Origin of the sequence: Nostoc parmelioides FACHB-3921 (genome assembly GCF_014696625.1) — a bacterium.
GTDB classification, from domain to species: domain Bacteria; phylum Cyanobacteriota; class Cyanobacteriia; order Cyanobacteriales; family Nostocaceae; genus Trichormus; species Trichormus parmelioides.
This window is the reverse complement of sequence record NZ_JACJQL010000087.1, coordinates 1-21,650: the sequence shown is the minus strand read 5'-3', so window position 1 is coordinate 21,650 and position 21,650 is coordinate 1. Positions and strand designations below refer to the sequence as shown.

The window sequence follows — 21,650 nt, the reverse complement described above, 5'->3', positions numbered from 1 at the left end:
TTTGATTGCAAAGTTTTATTTCGCTTTTTCCCATAAGGCTTATTTTGCCGTTAATTATGGCTCATTTTATTGTTCACAATTTGGCTCATTTTTTCGTTCAAGTCACAGGATGCAAGTTTTACTTCACAGGCACGATCGCTAAAAATTGTTCCCCCTGGTTGGATAATCCCGTACTGCTTACCGTGGATGATGAAATGATGGAGGTGAATATCTTCCCACCCCATTGCCAGTTGGATCGTGTAATGCAAGTCTTCTATTGTGCTGTCGCTACTAACTTTTACCCGTCGCCAAATCATTGGGCTAATGCCCAACAGCACTATCTTTAATTGATATATGACTCTTTCAGCCGGATCAATCATTGAGTCATCTTACTGCGTCTTGTCCCTCATCTCCCCCGAAATTTTTCGCTCTCCAGAAAGGAAAGTGTACTCACTGTGGACTGTTTTTTCACCATGAAGATTTGATGGAAATCGACCATAAAATCCCCCGCTCTCAAGGCGGTAAGGATAGTTATGACAATCTTCAATTACTTCATGGACATTGCCATGATGCTAAAACGGCAGAAGATAAATTTGCTGTTACAGTTCCAGAGATAGATGAGGATTATCTCAACCTTAATCCCTTTTAACTCTGAATTTAGAGGTGTGCGTGACAAGCACCAAATCATTGAGGAGCCGTGTGAAATTAACGTTTCACGCACGGTTTTGTAGCCGAGTCAGGAGGGTGACTTTCTGGCTTAGGCATCCAACTAGGATAAATCAGCCTCCAGCAAAGCAGCAATTATAGAAAGCGCACTTGCTTCCTCATTGCTCATTTTGTTACCCAAACCAAGAAATCCTCCTCCAGAGGCGTTGGCAATCTCAACTCCAAGAAAAATCAAAGCTTGCTTAAAGTTTTCTGATTCTTCTAGAGATACTTTGCTGTCAAGAATCTCAACAACATCTCTAAGTCCCTCTGATACATCACGAGAATCTGCACCATACTGTCCCATGATGTTGTTAAAATCACCTAAGATGGATGCAAATACATCGCGTGTAAGTGGAATTTTATAGAGAGAAGCTTTTGATATATTTTTAGCAAGAACACTAAATTCTTGATCATCAACTTTCCCATCAGCATGTGCTACGGCACTAAAAACCCATAGTGGCGCGTATTGTAAAGTTTGCCATTCTTCAGATGTAAATGGTGTCAATGTCTCCTCTAAAGCAACTTGTTCTTGAACAGGTGTAAGTATTACCTGATTGGCAAATTGTGTTTGAGTCTGATTGACGAATTGTATTTGAGAGTTTTCTTGCTCCACCATTTGAGCTTCTTGAACATACCTTTCGCAGATTTGCTTTGCTTCACAGGCTTCATCCGTAGTTGGTTGATTGAGACTAGGATGATAGCGCAATTGATTGCAAGCAATTGGCAGTAAAGACTCCCAGGCAATATCCCATACGCGCACGGTATTATCCCAACTGCCGCTAACAATGCGCTTTCCGTCTGGACTGAATGCCACTGAAGAAACTGTATCTGTATGACCTTGCAGAGGTTTGCCGATCGGTACTCCTGTGTTCGCATCCCAAATCCGGACTGTACAATCTCTGCTGCCGCTGACAATAAATTGTCCATCCGGACTGTAAGCAGCTGTATCAAGCGCGTCCGTATGACCTTGCAGAGGCTTACCGACAGGTACTCCCGTTTCCGCATCCCAAATTCGGACTGTATAGTCATAACTACAACTAATGATGTGCTTCCCATCTGGGCTAAAGGTTACTGAGGAAATCCCTTCCCTATGACCTTGAAGGGGTTTCCCGATCTGCATTCCTGTGGTTGCATCCCAAATTCGCACCGTTTTATCACCACCACTGGCGATACGCTGACCATCCGGACTGTAAGCAACTGACTTGACATCGTCTTCATGGCACAAGGGTTCACCAATTTGTTCACCTGTGGTTACATCCCAAATTCGCACCGTTTTATCACCACCACTGGCGATACGCTGACCATTCGGACTGTAAGCAACCGACTTGACATCGTCTTCATGACCTTGAAGGGGTTTCCCGATTTGCATTCCTGTGGTGGCATCCCAAATTCGCACCGTTTTATCAGTACCACCACTGGCGATACGCTGACCATTCGGACTGTAAGCAACTGACCAAGCGCAAACTTGTAAGGGCTGTACCATTTGTTGTCCGGTATTTACATCTGAGATTCGTACTGTTTCGCCTCCAGCCTTACTGGCGATACTCTGACTATCTGCACTGACGAGGCTCCGACCATCTGCACTGCGTACCATTAAAATGGGCTGACGAGTTGCACTGGCGATGTACTGACCATCTGGATTGAATGCTACAGAAGTGACTCGATTGCTATGAACTTGTAAAATCCTGCCAATGGGTGCGTTAGTGCTCACACTCCAAATCCGCACCGTATTGTCCTTACTGCCGCTGACGATATGCTGACCATCGGGGCTAAACACCACTGACTTGACATCGTCCTCATGGCGCAAGGGTTCACCAATTTGTTTGCCTGTAGTTGCATTCCAGACTCGCACCGTATTGTCTTCACCACCACTGACAATATACTGACCATTCGGACTGAACGCCACCGAATAAACTGAATCCGTATGTCCTTGTAAGGTGTTGATCAGGCGGCGTGTATTCACATCCCAGATCAAGATCGTCCTGCCAGAACCACTGATAATTCGTTGACCATCTGGGCTGAACATGACTGAATAAGTCCAATCCTCATGGGGTGTTGCAGACTCATGAACCAAAGGTCTGCCCATCTGGGCACCCCTTTTCGCATTCCAGATCAAAATAGTATTGTCAGGACCACCGCTGACGATGTACTTACCATCGGGACTATACGCCACTGAATAGACAGAACTCTCATGACCTTTCAGGGGGTTACCGATGGGCACTCCTGTGTTTGCATCCCAGACTCGAACCGTATCGTCTCCGCTGCCGCTAATAATGTATTTTCCATCTGGACTAAATGCCACTGAATTTACTGAATTATAAGCAGTTACTGTTTGGTCAAAAATTAATTGTGAACTGGTCGCGTCACCATGAACTAAAGGGTTACCAATCGGTACACCTGTGATTGCATTCCAAAGCCGCACTGTATTATCTGCATGACCGCTAGCGATACGTTGACCATAAGGACTAAACGCTACTGATGTCACCCCAGAGCCAACCTCTTTTTTCAGTGGGTTGCCCAAACGAGTACCAATAGGTTCGCCTGTTCTAGCATTCCAGATCTGGAGCGTATTATCTTCACAACCACTAACGATAGACTTACCATCTGGACTATACGCTACAGAAGAAACCACATCCTCATGGAGTAAAAGATTTTTCTCCAGAGAGTTCACCCGAACGACATCAAGTAAGCAACCGATCACTGAACTAAATTTAGGATGTCCGGGAAATTGTTCCAACACCGACTGACTTACACCTGTAGCAGCAATGGCATTTATAATCGCGTTGATGGGTTGGTTACGAATTAAAGAAATTTCTACCTTGTCCACCAATTGTTCCACTCGCTGCCGCTTTCTTTTTTTCTCCGCTTCATCAAATGCATGGATTGAATGGTTGAAAAATTCTATTTGCAAGGGAGTCATATCATCATCAGCACGTTCATGATATTGCCGCAGTAAATCTAGATCGGGCGATCGCCAGAGATTCCCATCCGGTCGCCCATTCTCGTTCCAGATGATTGCCGCTTCATCTAACCGTCTTTGAAATCGCAAATCGCCGCGACTTTCATTGAGCCAGAGCCTCATCTGTTGCCAGTTATCAATCAACGACTCATGGGTCACTTCGGCTGTTATTGTTCCAGCATTATCTGCTAGTGTAATTAGTCGTGTTCCAGAATCAGAAAATCGGGCAATGACCTTCATTACTTGCTCTTGCTGCTCACCGTGCGAAACAATTCGTTCCAGTTCTGTTCGACGGCGGGTGTCCTTTGTTCCTTCTCCTAATTGCACCAGTCCCAGAAATACTCGCTTTGCAATTTTCTGTTCTTTAGAATTAAGGCTTTCAAAAATTCGTTGGGCTTCTTTTGCCAATGCCCCACCCACGCCACCGATCGCCCTTAGCGTCTCCGCAGGTTCCCGACCCTCGGCTAACCCCGCCCAAATCTGGGTCAAAGCAAACTGGAGCAGCGGCAAAGCACCTTCACGACCTTCCGTCTGCTCAATTAGTAGATCGACAGTGCTTTGATCAAGGGGATATCCAGCCAATTCAGCGGGTTTAGTAATCGCTTCCCGCAATCCCTCTACATTCATGGCAGCCACAAAAAAACCCTGTGATGCAAGCAATTGATTCAAATGGGGATTCTTTTGAGTTAAACCTAAAAAGTCACTTCGCAGCGTGACAATCACAGACACCCGTTTCGAGGATTCAGATGCGGCACATAGCAAATTACCAATAAACGCATCACGCTCCCTTTGATCTTCACAAAGGGTAAACACCTCCTCCAACTGGTCCACCAATACGACTAGCGGTTTGATTGCGATCTCCGGCAACGCATTAGCAATCTGACGCAACCCTTCATACTCTCCGTCTGAATTAGGCTGCTGCAATACTATGGAAAATTCTTTTGCTTTGATAATGGGTGTACGGTCACCAGTCGCGATCTCTGCCAGCACCGTTGCCAGTGCTTCCAGAGGATGGCTACCAGGGATCAGTACTGCAACTCTAGCGCGATTGCGCCCTGGCAAAGGCCGTCGTGACAGTTCTGGAATCAGCCCTGCCCTTGCGAGGGAGGACTTTCCAGATCCCGATGGACCATAAATGGCAAGGAAACGGATAATAGATGCTTCATGCACTCCCCGAAACTTCTCCCAGAGATCCTTAATTTGTTGATCTCGTCCGAAAAAGTGATCGCCATCAGTTTCCTGAAAAGCCAACAATCCTTGGTAAGGATTTGGCCCAATCTCGGAGGCTCTAGTCTTGGAAGTGGAGGAATCTGAGTCAACAGTCGAGGTATTGTAAATAACCACCTGCCCATACACCACCATGCCACCGTCTAGCACTTGACCAATCGTTTGATTGTGGTCGCCAATGGCAGCCCCCATCACGGTTTGTCCAATAATTCCTTCTGCACTCTGACCAATATTGGTATTGCTAGGCGAGTTACCGTCAGTCATTGGCATAATCTTCAAATTATTACTCTACTAATGTTTTTGAATTCATCAACTGCCAAATCTTATTAGCTTAAATCTGGAATGACTGATGCACTTCAGGTGTTGAAGTAAGGCTAAAGCTTCGGCTGGAAGGTTTTCTACAGAGAGCCTTTCAGATCATTTGTCAAACAAACACGATTTTGGGTAAGCGGCAAAGCATGACTGGTCGTGGCAACATTGCAGAACAACAATATCGTCGCAAGTAACAAACCAGGCATGCCAGTACCAACTTCTCATTGGTAACTCAGACTAAAGCCATCGTATAGCGATCTCTAACTGATATTGCCTTGGATCGTTGCGCCAGTCACCGTTTGACCAATAATCCCTTTTGCACCTTGCCCAATATTAATTGTTCCTAGTGCTGCTGCTTCAGGCTCTAACTGCTTCAGCAATTCCTGCGCCGCCTTGAGAATCGCTTCGTCTTGGTCAACTCCTGCTTCCACTAAATTCTTCTTAAGCGGTGCCGCATAGGTTTCCGGGTCTTTCTCATGTTCCTCTAGCATCGCTTCTGCCACTGGCTTACCCGCAAACTTCTTCTGAATTAACGCTTTCAAACCTTTGTACGCATCCGGAGCCGCATCACCTGCTGCTTTTGCAGCACCCGTAACCAGAGCAGTCAGAATGAGTGTAATCGGGTCCATAATTTTTAGCTCAATACCTTATAACACTTGATGACACGAATTTCTCTCAACGCCATTTAATTTGTTAGTGTACATGAGTCGTGGGATTACTCTTTTGTCGGCACCATCAAATTTTGTAGAGAGTTTTGCTATCATTTTTTCCCCACAGCTATACAAAGGCGAAGTTTGATCAAGTTGCTCAACATCCCTATTTCTCACTCCACGGAATGTGTTTCTTGAAAGAGGGATATAAGTATGAGAAAACTTACGTGGTGTTCATATACTGACAGAAAACATCTTTGCATGAAAAATGATTAAAGTTTTACAAAAATGGAAAAAATCTATCCTTTGGTAGATGCCATAAAATTTATTTATTAATTAACAAACTATATAGCTACAACAAAATCAAAACAATTTCCGCACTTCTGTACTAAATTTATTGACAGCATTCTGCTCCTGGACTCCCACTCCATTTCCGCTGCCTCTCCTAATCCAGCGCTCCTATACAGTCATGCCTTTGCTAGTCAATTCAAGTGTGGGACTTGCTTATCTGAAGATGCCAACTGGGGTGGAAGGTAAAAGTGACAACGACCAAAACTGACATATTTGGCTTTTTTCAACTGAAGGTTTCACTTATCCCGCCTACTGTAAGGCACGTTCAGCAAATCAATCGCCCGTTTTTTGACAGCTTCCCCGCGCCGTTTGCAGGGATAGCACCTAACCTAGTGCGGCGAGGGATACCCGCAGTAGTCGCTATGCAATATTCTATACTTGACACCACTGCAAAGCTGTTTGCTGATGAGTTTTACCGCACACTCGCACTAGGTTGGCCAGTAGACGCAGCCATCCAAACAACCCGCAATGCTATTTCTATAGAAGTTGGACTGGATAAACCTGACTTTGCAACACCAGTGCTTTATATGCGAGCTAAAGATGGAATTATCCTGAGTGGGTTATAGAAAAGTATTAGTAGTATTAAAGATTATACGGTCGCAGCTGAGATAGTTACTTTCTTAGTGCGACCGCGCAAGAAGGTTGCGTGGTATTGGCTCTCAAACACCTTACTCTACCTGGACTTTGCCAACTCTTGGTAAGAAATTAATTACTATGTTTCTTAGTCTCGTTTCCTTCATTGCCTTAATATAACAATATTGATATATTAGAAGGTGGTGCTGTGCCTGAAACCCGCGTTGTTTTCTACCAGGAAGAAGAAGATGAAGTTCCTGTTCTTGAATGGCTGAAGCGACTTTTGAAAGAAGACCGCAAAGGTTATGCAAACTGTGTTGCTCGAATTAAACAACTGGCGGCATCAGGATACGAACTCCGTCGCCCTGCGGCAGATTACTTACGCGACGGGATATATGAGCTTCGAGCAAAGCATATTCATGTGCAATACCGCATCCTATACTTCTTTCATGGGCAAAATGTGGCAATTCTCGCACACGCCATTACAAAGGAAGAAGCAGCTGTACCTCCAATTGATATTGAACGAGCGAGCGCTCGAAAGCTTTTATTTGAAGAAAACCCAGAAGCTCATACCTATGTAGAGGAGCAAGAGAATGGCGAATACTAACGATGCAATAAAAATAATTGATAACCTGACTAGCAGCGACCCTGAGCTTGAGGCAATGGTGGCAGAAGCATCAATTAATGCAGAAGTGGCACAGTTGATTTATGAAGCTAGAACTTCATCGGGGTTAACACAGAAACAACTGGCTGAACTTGTTGGCACAAAACAGCCTGTGATTGCACGGCTAGAAGATGGTGATTACGAGGGACACTCTCTGTCAATGCTTCAAAAAATCGCTCACGCTCTTAATCAGCGAGTAGTGATTCATTTGACTCCATTGGATCATGAGCAAAGCGCATAGTGACATATAGGGGACAACGCTTTCATCAACCTAGCTTTCTGATGTGAGTTTTTCTAACTCATCCAGAAGCTTCAATATCCGTGTTCTATTCTTCTGAACACTCACTCCTTTATTTTTTTGTAGTCGCTTGCTAATCTTAGCTAATCGTTCAGCTACAACTTTATCTGGTGTTGTTTCTGTTTCAGGTGTGAGTTCTTTTATTTTCGTCTTAATTTCACTTAAAGATAAATTTTCAGCAATAGCTATTTTGAGTAATTCAGAGCGTTGCTGTTCTGATTTTACTCGTGCAATTACTTGGGCTTTAGTGTACTCAATCTCGCCCTGCCTCAGTACAGAAAGGATATCTTCAGGAAGATTTAGCAAAGGAAGTCGGCTAGAGCGGAATGTTCCAGCATTGAAACGTCCTATTTGAGACAACACTGTTTCAATCTGTTCAAGTTGAATCAGAACGTTCTGATTCAATTCAATACCTCTTTGTTTCGCGTTGAAAGACTGGTGCAAAATGGACACAACTTCACTCGGTTCTATTTCTAAGGAAAGCGACAGAATCTCTAGAACTGCTTCAGTTTCTTCCACTGGATTTAGGTCTTCCCGTTGTAAGTTCTCCATCAAAGCTACTTGGAGAGCTTGTTTGTCATCTAAATCATGAGAGACAATCGGGATTTCACCTAATCCCACCTCACGCGCCGCCCGTAGTCGTCGTTCACCTGCTACCAGCTCGTACTCCCCATCATGCAGTGGACGAACCAGCACGGGTTCTAAAATGCCATGTTCTCTGACTGACTGCACTAATTGGGCTAACTTCTCCGGGTCGAAGTAGCGACGTGGTTGTTTTAGCGGTAATCGAATCTTTTCAATTGGGGCTGTAGTAGATGATGAGGTGGAAGAGCTACTAAGGTAGGCATCAACCGTATTTAGCTTTGGTGCTACTCGATTAGATTTTCTTGTTGGCATTAAACTTCCTCCAGTTTCTGAGCAATGGCTTCCAGGATTTGCACAGATGGGTGTTTTGGATCATAAACCGCCAATGGCTGTCTTGCCATCGAAGCATCAGCAAAGCTAATTGTTCTAGGAATAGCTGGAAAAATTGGAGCTATAGGACTCAGTTGTTCATTGATGCCATCAAGAATAACTTTCCCTTGGCTAGTACGGCTTTCGTGCATCATAGGCACTACCCCAGCAATCGCCAGACCAGGATTAATACGTTCTCTTACTTGGCGAATAGAATCTAGCAGTAGTTCTACACCTAAAAAAGCTTTAAAGTGGGTTTGAATTGGTACAAGTACATGAGTGGAAGCTACCAAGCTCAAAATACTGAAAATTCCCAAGGTGGGAGGACAGTCAATGAGTACAAAGTCATAACTGTCTTGCACAGTTAATAATGTTTGCTTTAGTCTCCATTCACGCGCTATTACGGAATGAAGTTGTACCTCAATGGCACTCAAAAGAATGTTGCTAGGAACTAAGTCTACATTATGTAAATTCTGGTGGAGTGGTAATGGAGCATCTTTTAATAAAGAATCAGCTATGGTCTGCTTCAACTCGAACGGTTCTAAACCCATGAAAGCAGTCAGTGATGCTTGAGGATCAATATCCACTAGCAAAACTCGATGTCTCCGTTGAGCCAACTGATAACCCAAATTCTGCGTTAGGGTGGTTTTACCAGTTCCACCAGCTTGATTAAAAAAAGAAATAATCTTAAGGGACACAGCGTTCACAGATGAAGCAACTAGAGTTAGTTTAGCTTAAGCTATTGCTACTGATAACTGTCTAGAATGTCACAATCCTTGTTATGACGGTCGAGAATCTCTGTTCAGATTTTATTGCCCTAGTTGATGGAATTTTTGGAACCTACTTGGACGCTACTGTTGGATTTCAAAATCAGGCGTTATGGCTGGAAGCAGAGCAAAAAAAAATGCTGAAAGAACTTTCTATCAACGATCCTATAAACGCAAACATCCAGTATTTAGATGAACGAATAATAGGATACAACGATAAACCACCAGATCAAGGTGAGCAGATTAAGCATCTAAGAACACAAGGTGAGTTTAAACAGCAGAACCGATTTGGTGGAAACAATCATATCCTTTTAGGCAACCTCTGCCTTGTTGCAATTTACCAGCATTGGGAAGATCATTACCGTGAAAAAATTGCGATAGCACTTGGTAAAAAGAAAAATGAACTAATTTCTGATATTTTTGGCGATATACGTCATCTTAGGCGTTCAATCATTCATAATTCAGGCAGGGCAATTAACGAGGTGAAAACTTGTAGAATTATCAATTGGTTCCAACCAGACCAAACTATAGCCCTGAATCAAGAGCAATTTGAGTTTATTGTCCGCCATACAACTGCCTATGTTCGTTCGCTTGCCTCATTAGAATCAACCCCACAAGCTAAAGCTTAACTAGATAAGACAGCCTCATACCTTTAGTAAATCAGTGAGACTTCCACTTTTTTATTCGCTCCTGATTTTATCAAGCTTGAAGTTGACTATGAATTGGCTGCACGGCAGAAATATTATCTTCAGAAACAAGTTTTTGGGGAAGATAACCAAACCCAACAAAAGCCCAGTCATCTCGGCTGGGTTTTTGAGTGCGAGAGCGATCGCTGCCCAAGGATAGAGGGAAGAATACGTTCAAATACCCCAAAGTAAGAAACTCTGAGACTTAATTTCTTACTTTAATAGACCCAAGCCGCGTCAGATCAAAGTTTTTGGTAGCCAATGCGGGATACCTCTCTTGCCCGGTCGCGGCATCCCTATTTGAGTGAACAAAATAATAAATACGTAATATTATTTAGTATTTATCGGTAATAAGTAAAAAATGAGTAAATTTTGTCAATACGTGCTTCCCTGCTTTCAACCCCGCACTAGGGCAACAGGACAAGGTTTAAAATTTAACTTCACATACATGGATATCAATCTGTCATCAGCAGAAGATTAAAGTGCGAACTCAACCCCTGATGGAGTTACTCTAATGAAGCCTGGAACACTTCCAAATAATCGTTTTTTTCACAACGAATAGACTGTGGGCTAGTCCGCTTACCCACACACAATCGCTAAACAAACCAGAATTTATCTACCAGAGCCTGTCGTACAATTCCTGATGCCGTGGGTTCGGATAGCTACTGACATATTTCCAGTTCAATCGGCTTTAGGAGTGAATCAAAACAAAGGAAATACGAAATAACTACATAGACAATCAGTTTTCTTCATGAATTTTTTATACAAAATTTACCAAAATTCCGTGAAAATAAGGTGTATTCAGAGAGTGATTGCAAAGAAATCGGCTGTGATTATAAACACTTGTTGATCCACCCTAGCCTTAAAAGGGGAGAACTGGTCTAAAATTCCTCCTTTATTAGGTGTATTTAGAAGGTTATAAACCGTTTTGCTAGCAGCGTCGATTTTTAATAGCAATGTCTTTATAACAAATTTGGCTATAGATGCCTCTCCGGGGAAAAGCTGGGTGAGGTGAGATTGGGTGAAAATTCATCTATTTTAGGCACGGATGCAACGCCCACTCTGTAAACGAATATCTGACATTTCCCAGATCAATTTTCCACAGGAGAATAATTTATGCCAGTTCAAATCACCCAGACAGACATCATTGCCATGAACGCCTTATTAAAAAAAGGCGATCGCGGTGGAGCTTATTTATACTATTACAACCTAATTAAAGATGTTGACAGGGAGGCTGTAAGTCAGATTCTGATTCAAGCACAAATTACAACCTATAGTGGCTTCTTTGGCGGCGCTGCTATGATTGGTAATGCGATCGCAAAGAATAGTAATCCCGACAAATACCCTGCGGAAGGTCTTGATAAATTTTCTTCTGATATTGTTCAAGGCTTAATCGATGCAATTGCTGCTGAGGTTAATGCTAATCAAGATGGTGTCTTAACTAAAGAGCAAATTCAACTTGTAGATCGTGGAGTTTGGGAAAACAAGTATAAGATGGGGGATTACTTCCCTGGCAATATCCAAATTGCATTGCAACAAGACCCAACAGTATTAGCAACGCCTGGAACGCTCGCCGCGGTTTTGGCACTTTCTCAACTGCTCTTAGGAGCAAAAATCGGTAATGAAGAATCAAAGTTTTCTAGCAGTGCCTATGAGCGCATCGAAACGACCGATTACATTGCTATTCGTGAGCGTAGTTCAAACAAAATTGTTTACGTCGCAGACAAGCTAGGCTTGGTAGGCAAAGAGACCTACGGACTGGCCAATTTGTCAGTTAGCCAACTTACGGAAGGAGCTACACTTGCACTTGTACATCTTGGTGCCTTAAATTCGCGATTTGGTCTAAGACTAACCTTAGCTTTGGGTGTAACCGCCGGACTTGGTCTTCTAGCTGGAACGACACTTCTCAATCAAAACAGTGCAGCGAGCCAAGCGGTATTTACAGGCATACGCTCTCTACTAAACTCAATCTTTGAAGGTGTTCCATTCGATAATGCCTTGGCTTTTGACTTTAAGCGGTTTTTGGGTGCTGATGGAATCCCCGTAAATCCCACCGCAAGTCTTCCTTCCAAGCTTGTTTGGAATGAGCAATTTGGTCTTGTTTTACGCAATGAGGGAAGTTTTTCTGGAACAGCTAATCCTGACATTATTGTGGGCTTTAGAACTGCTCTGGTTGCTGCTGGTGCAGGTGAAGATTTTCTGATAGGGTTCGACCAGGCGCAAATGAAAGGGGGTGTAGGACGGGACTGGCTACTTGGAGCAGGTAGTGCAAAGCTCTTCGGAGATGGCGATAACGATCTTCTTGTAGCAACGGATCTTGTTAAAGCCGATGGCGGGGCGGGCAACGATATTCTAGTGGGGATCGGTTCTCAATATAAAAGCCAGATTGAGAAGATGGAACTCCGAGGTGGAGATGGAGATGATTGGGTGTTTTCCTACAAAGGAACTGGAGCCTTTCTTTATGGTGGAGAGGGTAGCGACTTCTTGCTTGCGTATGGCGGCGAAAATCATCTTTGGGGCGGCACAGGCCAAGATAATGATGGGGCCAGTGATTCATTCGGTCTCATGAACAATACTTTCGTCCACGATGCTGGAACCGATGATTACATGTATTGGGCAGGTATTATTCCACTCTATGGCGGAGTGCGGCAGTGGTGGAATGAGGATGGTTGGGCTTATTGGTCACCCTTCAGTTCCTTATCATCGGTCGTTCCTTTTGGGTATGGTTCATTGCTGGGAGCATTCACAACGCTAATTGACATACCTATGATGGCGACATTTCGCTATGGACTGACCGAAACCAATCAACTTCTGGTGCAATTTGGGCGTGGACGGGGGGGACAGGCAGTTATTGAAAACTACTCGCTTGATCTCGATACAGGTGCAGCCACTGGTCATGTAACTGTATTTCAACTAGTAGTTGCCAATCAAGTCAGCATTTCAGCGATTCGACGGACAATCAAGCTGGCGTTAGCTGCTGGGTTTGGTGTTACCTTTAGTGGCACTGATCCACTAGTGCTGGATTTGGATGGTGATGGCATTGAACTAACCAGCCTGGACAACGGTGTCTATTTCGATCTCGACAAAGATGGATTTGCCGAAAAGACCGCCTGGGTAAAAGGAGACGATGCTTTCCTCGCCCGCGACCTAAACAACAATGGCAAAATCGACGACATTAGCGAACTCTTTGGTAATGCCACAACCACGGGTTTTGCCGCTCTAAAAGCTCTTGACACTAACAACGATAACCTGATCACATCAGCAGATACAGGCTTTGCCAGCCTCAGGCTATGGCGCGATCTCAACAAAAATGGCACCACCGAAGCAGGTGAATTGACAACCCTCACCCAAAACAGCATCACCACACTCAGCCTGAGTGCTACTAACCTCACAAATACGACCATCCAAGATAACCTCATCCGTGCCACCGCTAAATTCACCCGCGCTAATGGAACAACTGGCACGATCGCCGATGTCGCCTTCGATGCTAGCCAATTAGATACGAAGTATCTTGGCAACAAAACCGTTTCCGCTGCTGCTGCCGCACTACCCAAACTTAAAGGCTACGGCACTCTGCCCGATCTGCCCGTGTCCATGACCAACGATGCAACGCTACTAAACCTGGTGAGCAGCCTCAACGCACTGCCAAACACAACCACCTGGACTGCTCTCAAAAACAGAGTAGACGATATTCTATTTCGCTGGGCAAAAGTCGATACTGTTCCCACCACTGCCATGACCACCGCCTTTGATCGGCGGAAATTGGCCTTCTTAGAAATTTATGCAGGTGAACAACTAACACCCCGCGACGGTAATGGGGTGCCATCAGTTGCGAACATCGATGAACTAATTGCCAATTGGAATGATGCCCTTGATCGGGCAACCATTAAACTAGCTGCCCAAGGGCCACTGAAGTCGATTTTAGGGCCGCTAACCTACGATTTATCCAACGATCTGTTCCAAGCAACCAGCCCGACAACACTAAGCGACATCTACCGCAACGCCATCCGGCAACTTTCAACCACAGCATCAACCGCCTTGACATCATGGAATACCAATTGGGGACCCATGCTCGCCACGTTGAGCAAAGTCTTACTACGGGCTGACTCTAATAGCATCAAAGCTGACTTTGAAGTAGCAAGTCTAGTGCGGGCAGTAGACGGAATCACTACATCGCTTACCTTGGCTCAACTGATAGCAGGGTTAGGATTAACTAGTGTGGTGCTGGGCAACGCTGGTAATGACGCTTTAGGACGAAGCGATGACAGTGGTCTCAAAATTTATGTTGGTGGTGCAGGCGACGATACGATTACTGGGGGGAATGGACAGGATGTTTATGTCTATGGACGTAATTTTGGTCGCGATACTATTATTGACAATGAAGGTCGCGAAAGTGGCGATCGCATTCGCCTTGCTGTTTACAATCCACAAGATGTGGTGTTCACCCGCCGGGGAATAGATCTCGTCATCAGCGTCAAGAATTCCAGCGATACGATTACGATCAAAGATCAGTTTGCAACCCCACTGGCAATCATGACTGCCGCACCAACCGTGTCAGGCAAAGGTGTGGAAGATATTCAGTTCGCCGATGGCACAATTTACGGCGCAGGTGACATCGCCGCCGCTGTAGGACGCGGTACAAATGGTAATGATTTGCTTCAGGGTACTGGCACTGGTGATGAACTTGAGGGCTTAACTGGTAATGACACCCTACAAGGTGGAGATAACGGTGATATTTACTACTACACGCGCGGCGATGGTAACGACATCATCCAGGATGTAATGACCAATCCACTCCTCAATGCCGCCGATACGCTCCTATTAACTGGTATTACAGCCGACGATCTACGTTTATCCCGTGACGGTGCAAGCAACGATTTGACAATTCGCTTCGCCTGGACTGGCGACAGCATTATAATTAAAGACCAATTTGCTTATACACCACTTGGCTATCAGACTAAGTTTGCAATCGATAATCGAATCGAAGCATTATTTTTCTCACAGGGTGGAGCTTGGAACTGGCTCGATCTCCAAACTGCCGTCATCAAAACTTATACAACCACTGGCAATGATGCAACCTACGGCTTTGGCACCCCAGATGACTTCGCCACGAGTACAGGCAACGATCTGCTAGTTGGGTTTGATGGCGGTGATACCTATCGATTTGATCGTGGCTCAGGTCAAGATATTATTCACGATCAATCAAAATACCCCCAAATTTTTATCACCAGTATACTCGGTTACAACTGGGCATCAGACGATACGGTAGTATTTGGCGACACAATTACTCCTGCGGATATTACTTTCACCCATCTAGCGAACCATGATTTGGTAATTCAAATCGCAGGTTCTACCGATACGCTGACCATCAAGAGCCAGTTCAAAGGTGTAAAGCTAGACATATTTAATCTGCTTGGTGTTGCTTGGTTTGATCGTGTTGAGAAGTTTCAGTTTGCTAATGGCACAGTTCTCACCTGGGAAGACGTGCTACGCAGGGTGACTACAGGAAGCACAGGCAACGATTCCCTTTATGGCGCATGGTACAAAGATACACTCGATGGCAAGGCAGGTAATGATTTTCTGGATGGTGGAGATGACGGCGACACCTATCTTTTTGGTCGTGGAGATGGTCAAGATATTATTAAAGACTCGCCTGACTATGTATTAGACTCTACGCCAGATACGCTTCAATTCAAAGCTGGTATTGCCGTTTCTGATATTACCTTCCGCCGCGATGGCGAAACCCAAGACCTAATCATTAGCATCAAAGGAACAACCGATCAAGTCAGAGTTCAGGAGCAGTATACCTACGTTGAAACTGGTCCTTTCGGCACAATTGCCTTCTGGCAGATCGAACGTTTTGTCTGGTCTGATGGCACTGTAAAAACCTGGGCAGGTTTAGCAGCAGAAATTATTGCCGCAGCAAAAACTACAGGTGCCGATCTCATCGTTGGCACCCATCTTGACGATCGCATTGATGGGGGCACAGGTAACGATACGCTTAAAGGAGGAAATGGTTCCGATACTTACATATATAATCGCGGTTACGGCAATGATATCATCCGTGATGAATGGACAAATATCCTCTCCTATAATGCCGATCGTATTGTTTTTGGCAGCAATATTTTGCCCACTGACCTACGCATTGACCGCACTGGTACTTCTTTGAATAATGTGCATCTGACGATTATACCTACCGGAGAAACTTTAACGATAGAAGGTCAATTCGACTACAGCACGATTAACTACCGTCCTACCGAAATTGAGACTTTCTCCTTCTCCAATGGTGTTAATTGGAGTACTGCCGACCTGCGGAGACAGTATATCCAGCAAAAGCAAACCAGCGGCAACGACATTATTGAAGGGTTTTGGTCGAACGACACAATCACAGGTGGGGCTGGAAACGATACATTGCGGGGACAAGACGGCTCAGATACTTACATTTTTGCTGCTGGTTTCGGGCAAGACGTAATTGAGGAAGAAGTACGACTAATAACATATGAAGATGCTGATACAATATCATTTGGTACTGGTATCACAGCAGCCAATACCCGATTAAGTCGTAGCGGTAACGATTTAATTATCACTTTTACTGGCTCCACAGATCGACTTACAATTAAAGGTCAATTTGCACATGGTGCCTATTTTCCAAGCTGGACTGATATCGAAACTATCCGCTTTACTGATGGCACAACCTGGAGCGACGCTCAAATTAGAGAACGTTTACTCGCGCAGGCACGAACAAATAACAACGATATTATTACCGGGTTCTTTACTGCCGATATTATAGATGGCGGAGCAGGAAACGATACACTGCGTGGACTTGGTGGCGGTGATACCTACATTTTTGGTAAAGGTTCGGGACAGGATACGATTGAGGAAAGTATTGATACCGTTTATGAAGACCAGCCAGATACAATTCAGTTTGCGGCAAATGTTGCGCGGTCAGAAGTAACCTTTCTGAAAATAAATAATGATTTGAGAATCTCAATTACTGGTGTCTCAGATACCCTAACAATTAAGGGACAATTTAACGCAACAAAGTTTGCCCAGGTGGAATTCTTTAAATTTAACGATGGTACAACTTTAACGGCTGCACAAGTTGCGATAGGGGCAACACAGGCTCTCTCAACTTCTGGTAATGATATTATCACAGGCACTAGTGGTGCCGACACTATCGACGGTGGGGCAGGCAACGACATTTTGCGAGGTGGTGATGGCAGCGATACTTATCAATTCACCGCTGGCTTCGGACAAGATATCATTGAAGAAACTGTTGATTATGTCTTGAATCCCGATGACGATAAAATTGTTTTCGGCGCAGGGTTAACCTCAACCAAAGCACTGCTATCCAGAAATGGTAATGACTTAACCATTGGCTTTCAGGGTAGTACTGATCGGGTAACGATTAAAGGACAATTTCGCCACGGCGCTTGGTTCCCCGGCTGGAATGACATTGAAACGTTTACTTTTGCCGATGGTGTTTCTTGGACTGATGCAACTGTGCGAGAATCCCTCATCAAAGCTTCTCAAACCACTCTTAATGATACCATCATCGGCTACTGGACAGATGACATACTTGATGGCGGTCTTGGGAATGATGTAATGAGGGGGCTTGGCGGCGGTGATACCTATCTTTTTGGTCGAGGCTCAGGGCAAGATATCATTGAAGAAAGTATCGATACTGTTTACGAAGATTACCCCGATACAATCGCTTTTCTCTCAAGCATTGCCAATATAGACGTTAAACTTCTGAAAGTTGGCAATGATTTAAGAATCTCTATATTAGGTTCCAGTGATTCGCTAACTGTAAAAGGACATTTCAATTCGACTGGCTATAACGCTATTGAAACAATTACCTTTGTCGATGGAGTAAAGCTTAACAAGGCAGAAATCACAGTAAAAGCAGTCCAATCGCAGACAACCTCCGGTAATGATACCATCACTGGCACCAGTGGTGCTGACCAAATCGATGGTGGGGCAGGCAACGACATCCTGCGGGGCGGTGATGGCAGCGATACTTATCAATTTGCCGTTGGCTTTGGGCAAGATATCATCGAAGAAACTGTTGATAATGTCTCAAATCCTGACGATGATAAAATTATTTTCGGCACTGACTTAACTTCAACCAAAGCACTGCTATCTAGAAATGGTAATGACTTAACCATTGGCTTTCAGGGTAGTACTGATCGGGTAACGATTAAAGGACAATTTCGCCACGGCGCTTGGTTCCCCGGCTGGAATGACATTGAAACGTTTACTTTTGCCGATGGTGTTTCTTGGACTGATGCAACTGTGCGAGAATCCCTCATCAAAGCTTCTCAAACCACTCTTAATGATACCATCATCGGCTACTGGACAGATGACATACTTGATGGCGGTCTTGGGAATGATGTAATGAGGGGGCTTGGCGGCGGTGATACCTATCTTTTTGGTCGAGGCTCAGGGCAAGATATCATTGAAGAAAGTATCGATACTGTTTACGAAGATTACCCCGATAAAGTTCAGTTTGGCACGAATATTCAGCCTACCGATGTTGTATTCCGCAAGAGTGGACAAGATCTTGTCCTTACTATTACTGCTACTACCGATCGCCTAACGATTCGAGATCATTTTTCTAGCTTCGGCTATAACGCAGTTGAGTTATTTCAGTTCGTAAATGGAACGGTTTTGGATATTGCTGCTGTGGATGTTCTGGCGATTGAAGGACAGGTCAGTATGGGCAATGACACCATTAGCGGTACACCCCGGGCCGATTTAATTGATGCACGTACAGGAAATGATCTACTCCAAGGTTTTGCGGGGAATGATACGTATGTTTTTGGTCGCGGATACGGGCAAGATATCATAAATGATGATGGTGATAGCAGGTCGAACTCCGCTGACCAATTAACATTCAAATCGGGAACCTTACCCACTGATTTACAGATGTTTCGTCTTGGTAAGGATCTGGTCATCAAAATTGTAGGCACCACAGATCAATTAACAATCAAAGATCAATTCTCTGGCACACTACCAACCAGTTTCAATCCCGATCGGATCGAAAGCTTTGTCTTTGCCAATGGCACAATTTGGTCAGGGGCTGAGGTCGATCTGCGTATTCTGCAATTAGCGGGAACCTCTGGAAATGATGTGATTATCGGTTATGAGTCAAACGACACACTCAACGGTCGTGCAGGCAACGACACCCTTACAGGCGGAACTGGCAGCGATCGCTTCCTCTTCGACATTAACGCTGCCTTCAATAGCAGCACGATCGGCATCGACACCATTACCGACTTCCTTAGCGGTACCGACAAAATCGTCCTGGATAAAACCACTTTCACCGCCCTCACTACTGCCACTGGATCTACCCTCAACGCCAGCGAATTTGCTACCATCAACGCATCCACAAACGGAGGTACAATCGCTGGAACTAGCAGCGCCCGAATCGTCTTCAATCGTGCCAACGGCGACCTCTTCTACAATACCGATGGTGCAACAGCAGGTTTAGGTTCTGGAGGACAATTCGCAACTTTATCAGGGGTCACTTCTTTAGGAACCACTGATTTATTAGTACAAGCGTGATTTAGAACAGCGAACACCTCCAGCAGGCTGGAGGTGTTCTACATTCTGAGCCGCGACCTACCAAAAACGCTTGTGGTCAGCCATCTACATTTTGAGATCACAAGCGTTTCTTAGTTTTTGATTTTTGCTGACGGATATTACACATAATTAGGATTTCGTTGAATCGCCAACTGAAAGTGCTTCTAAGTCTGCAATATCTCATTGCAGACTTAGAAATTTGTTCATGAATGCTTGAGACACATCTATGAACTTGCGCCAGCTTCAGCCGCCGCTACATCTGGTTTGGACTCCTTCACTTTTTTTTCAAAAATCTGGATTCCGGCATCAACCACCTCAAACCCTTTTTCTGTTCGTTGACCAAGCTTGCCCGATACAGCCCCAGCCCAGTCTGCGAATTCCGAGGCGCTAGTCTCAGCCTTACGCCAGCTTTTGGCGTTAACTTGAGCGGTAAAGACTATGCCGTTCTGATCAGTCAACTCGATTGCAACTTTCTTATTCTCTACGGGTTCAAGGGGCGACAAGCCCCCTAAAGTGCTTGCTGTATAAGCTTCATAGCCCTTAAACCTCGCTGATAATATGCTTGCTTATTGCGACTGAAACCGACCAGTTCCTCGACCCATGCTTGACACCCATACCAAGCAACTATCCAATTGAAACCATATAAACCTATCCAGAAATTACTGTGACGCTTCTCATTTCTATTGTTTTCTTCTTGGCGACAAATATAAGAATCAAGTTTTTGAAATTTAGTTCTTTGTCCATGTAACCAAGCACTGGTCATTGCTAAAGCAATCAAGAGAATTAAGCGTACAAGTCTATCAGGGTTAGCTTGAGAACTTTCTAAATTGTAACCGCCTGTTTTACAATCTTTGAACATAGCTTCAATCCCAAAACGTTGAGAATATATTTTGAGAGCAGTGTTTAAGTCAGGCAAATTAGTTAATAAATACCAAGCTTCTTTGTCTTGTTTTCCTCTGTACTTCCTTTTCCAATAAACAGCTAAATTGAACCAACCAAAACCTTGTTTTTGAGTAACTTTAACATCGGTATAAAAGGAGCGAATACCAGGATAAATCTCAATGCTACTTAAAGGCTGAAATTTCTGTCTTTTTTTCCGAAAAGTAGTATCCTTTTTTTGACGGAATACAAAACTCAGGTTCTGCTTGTGGAGCCAATGTGCTAGTTCTACACTGTGAAATTCTCTATCCCCAATAATTACTAGTTTGTACTTTTTTAATAAGCGAATTACTGGGCGTAATACTTTTTGCTGTTCTTCTAGGTTACTGCAACCATCTTTCCCTAACAGGCACCAATATATTGGCCAAGCTCTTTTTTGATAAATCACGCTCACCATCAACACATTATTTTCTTTCCACTGTGTTCTATCCATCGCAATGGTTAATTGTGACCCTACTTTAAAATGTTGGTTAATTATTGCTTCAATGATTGGAAACCACAATAAGACTACACTCAAGGCATTTAGTGTTAAAAATCTTTGTATATGCCGTCTACGACTGTTTTGTTGTATTGGTAGAGGTAAAGTTGCTGCCAGTCTTTCTATCTTCACCTGTTTCTGATTTTGTAACAACCACACCAACATCTTTAGGGTGATTAACTGTGCTTTATTTAGGTATTTTTCTAAGAAGTTTTGGTAGAATGATGCCAGCATTTTGACGACGGTCTTGATCAAATTACGAGACCGTTCTTTTTTACCATTAAACTGTACCCCACAGGTAGCTGCTTAATAACTGTACAGTTCATTCTCAATAAGCACCCAATTTTTTCAAGGGTTATGTGCCTCCTAAACCTTTATCTGGCGGGGTTTAGAGGCGATTGTCGCCCCTTGAACTCTACGGGTGTAGCTGTTGGTAGTTCACCACTAAATTTTATTGTGACCTCGCTTTTGGCTGACATCGCTTACCTCTGGCTCATCAAAGACTAAAATTTTCCGTTCC

At 44.2% G+C, this 21,650-nt stretch carries 14 protein-coding genes; 6 read left to right on the top strand and 8 right to left on the bottom strand.

Going from position 1 to position 21,650, the window contains the following annotated elements; translation table 11 throughout:
* Positions 1-50: 50 nt before the first annotated feature.
* Positions 51-359, bottom strand: coding sequence for a plasmid pRiA4b ORF-3 family protein (locus H6G14_RS29465; protein WP_190572085.1), 309 nt, complete (start codon positions 357-359; stop codon positions 51-53).
* On the opposite strand from H6G14_RS29465, the gene H6G14_RS34115 reads away from it, so the two are divergent.
* Positions 359-628, top strand: a complete 270-nt coding sequence (locus H6G14_RS34115; protein ID WP_277884339.1) for an HNH endonuclease — start codon at positions 359-361, stop codon at positions 626-628. The genes H6G14_RS29465 and H6G14_RS34115 overlap by 1 nt on opposite strands.
* Positions 629-748: 120 nt before the next feature.
* Here H6G14_RS34115 and H6G14_RS29455 read toward each other — a convergent pair whose 3' ends face one another.
* Both H6G14_RS29455 and H6G14_RS29450 read right to left on the bottom strand, forming a co-directional pair.
* On the bottom strand, positions 749-5,137 hold the full coding sequence (locus H6G14_RS29455) for an NACHT and WD repeat domain-containing protein (protein WP_190572083.1): 4,389 nt from the start codon (positions 5,135-5,137) through the stop codon (positions 749-751).
* A 308-nt stretch (positions 5,138-5,445) separates the two neighbouring features.
* Positions 5,446-5,814 (bottom strand): hypothetical protein, encoded by a 369-nt coding sequence (locus tag H6G14_RS29450; protein ID WP_190572081.1) that lies wholly within the window; start codon positions 5,812-5,814, stop codon positions 5,446-5,448.
* Between the two features lie 560 nt (positions 5,815-6,374).
* Between H6G14_RS29450 and H6G14_RS34110 the strand changes: the two genes are divergently transcribed.
* From H6G14_RS34110 to H6G14_RS29435, 3 genes are all read left to right on the top strand, one after another.
* A complete protein-coding gene (locus H6G14_RS34110; RefSeq protein WP_338421235.1) occupies positions 6,375-6,752 on the top strand; it encodes a CHAT domain-containing protein in 378 nt (125 codons plus the stop codon).
* 215 nt (positions 6,753-6,967) lie between these two features.
* Entirely contained in the window at positions 6,968-7,366 is a 399-nt protein-coding gene (locus tag H6G14_RS29440; protein ID WP_190572079.1) for a type II toxin-antitoxin system RelE/ParE family toxin, read from the top strand.
* Entirely contained in the window at positions 7,353-7,664 is a 312-nt protein-coding gene (locus tag H6G14_RS29435) for a helix-turn-helix domain-containing protein (RefSeq protein WP_190572077.1), read from the top strand. The genes H6G14_RS29440 and H6G14_RS29435 overlap by 14 nt, the downstream gene beginning before the upstream one ends.
* 30 nt (positions 7,665-7,694) lie before the next feature.
* Here H6G14_RS29435 and H6G14_RS29430 read toward each other — a convergent pair whose 3' ends face one another.
* Together H6G14_RS29430 and H6G14_RS29425 are read right to left on the bottom strand one after the other, a co-directional pair.
* Entirely contained in the window at positions 7,695-8,618 is a 924-nt protein-coding gene (locus tag H6G14_RS29430) for a ParB/RepB/Spo0J family partition protein (RefSeq protein WP_190572075.1), read from the bottom strand.
* Complete coding sequence (locus tag H6G14_RS29425; protein WP_338421234.1) at positions 8,618-9,382, bottom strand: ParA family protein; 765 nt, start codon at positions 9,380-9,382, stop codon at positions 8,618-8,620. Before H6G14_RS29425 ends, H6G14_RS29430 begins: the two co-directional genes overlap by 1 nt.
* A gap of 74 nt (positions 9,383-9,456) precedes the next feature.
* Here H6G14_RS29425 and H6G14_RS29420 point away from each other — a divergent pair, with 74 nt between their 5' ends.
* The gene (locus H6G14_RS29420; RefSeq protein ID WP_190572073.1) at positions 9,457-10,071 is read left to right on the top strand and encodes a hypothetical protein; all 615 of its coding nucleotides are present in this window, start codon (positions 9,457-9,459) and stop codon (positions 10,069-10,071) included.
* A gap of 70 nt (positions 10,072-10,141) precedes the next feature.
* Here H6G14_RS29420 and H6G14_RS29415 read toward each other — a convergent pair whose 3' ends face one another.
* Positions 10,142-10,306, bottom strand: coding sequence for a hypothetical protein (locus tag H6G14_RS29415; protein WP_190572071.1), 165 nt, complete (start codon positions 10,304-10,306; stop codon positions 10,142-10,144).
* Positions 10,307-11,244: 938 nt separating this feature from the next.
* On the opposite strand from H6G14_RS29415, the gene H6G14_RS34105 reads away from it, so the two are divergent.
* Entirely contained in the window at positions 11,245-19,695 is an 8,451-nt protein-coding gene (locus H6G14_RS34105) for a calcium-binding protein (RefSeq protein ID WP_190572070.1), read from the top strand.
* 242 nt (positions 19,696-19,937) lie between these two features.
* Here H6G14_RS34105 and H6G14_RS29405 read toward each other — a convergent pair whose 3' ends face one another.
* Positions 19,938-20,171, bottom strand: a complete 234-nt coding sequence (locus H6G14_RS29405) for a hypothetical protein (RefSeq protein WP_242054031.1) — start codon at positions 20,169-20,171, stop codon at positions 19,938-19,940.
* Positions 20,172-20,221: 50 nt separating this feature from the next.
* Positions 20,222-21,364, bottom strand: coding sequence for an IS4 family transposase (locus H6G14_RS29400; RefSeq protein ID WP_190572068.1), 1,143 nt, complete (start codon positions 21,362-21,364; stop codon positions 20,222-20,224).
* Positions 21,365-21,650: the final 286 nt, after the last annotated feature.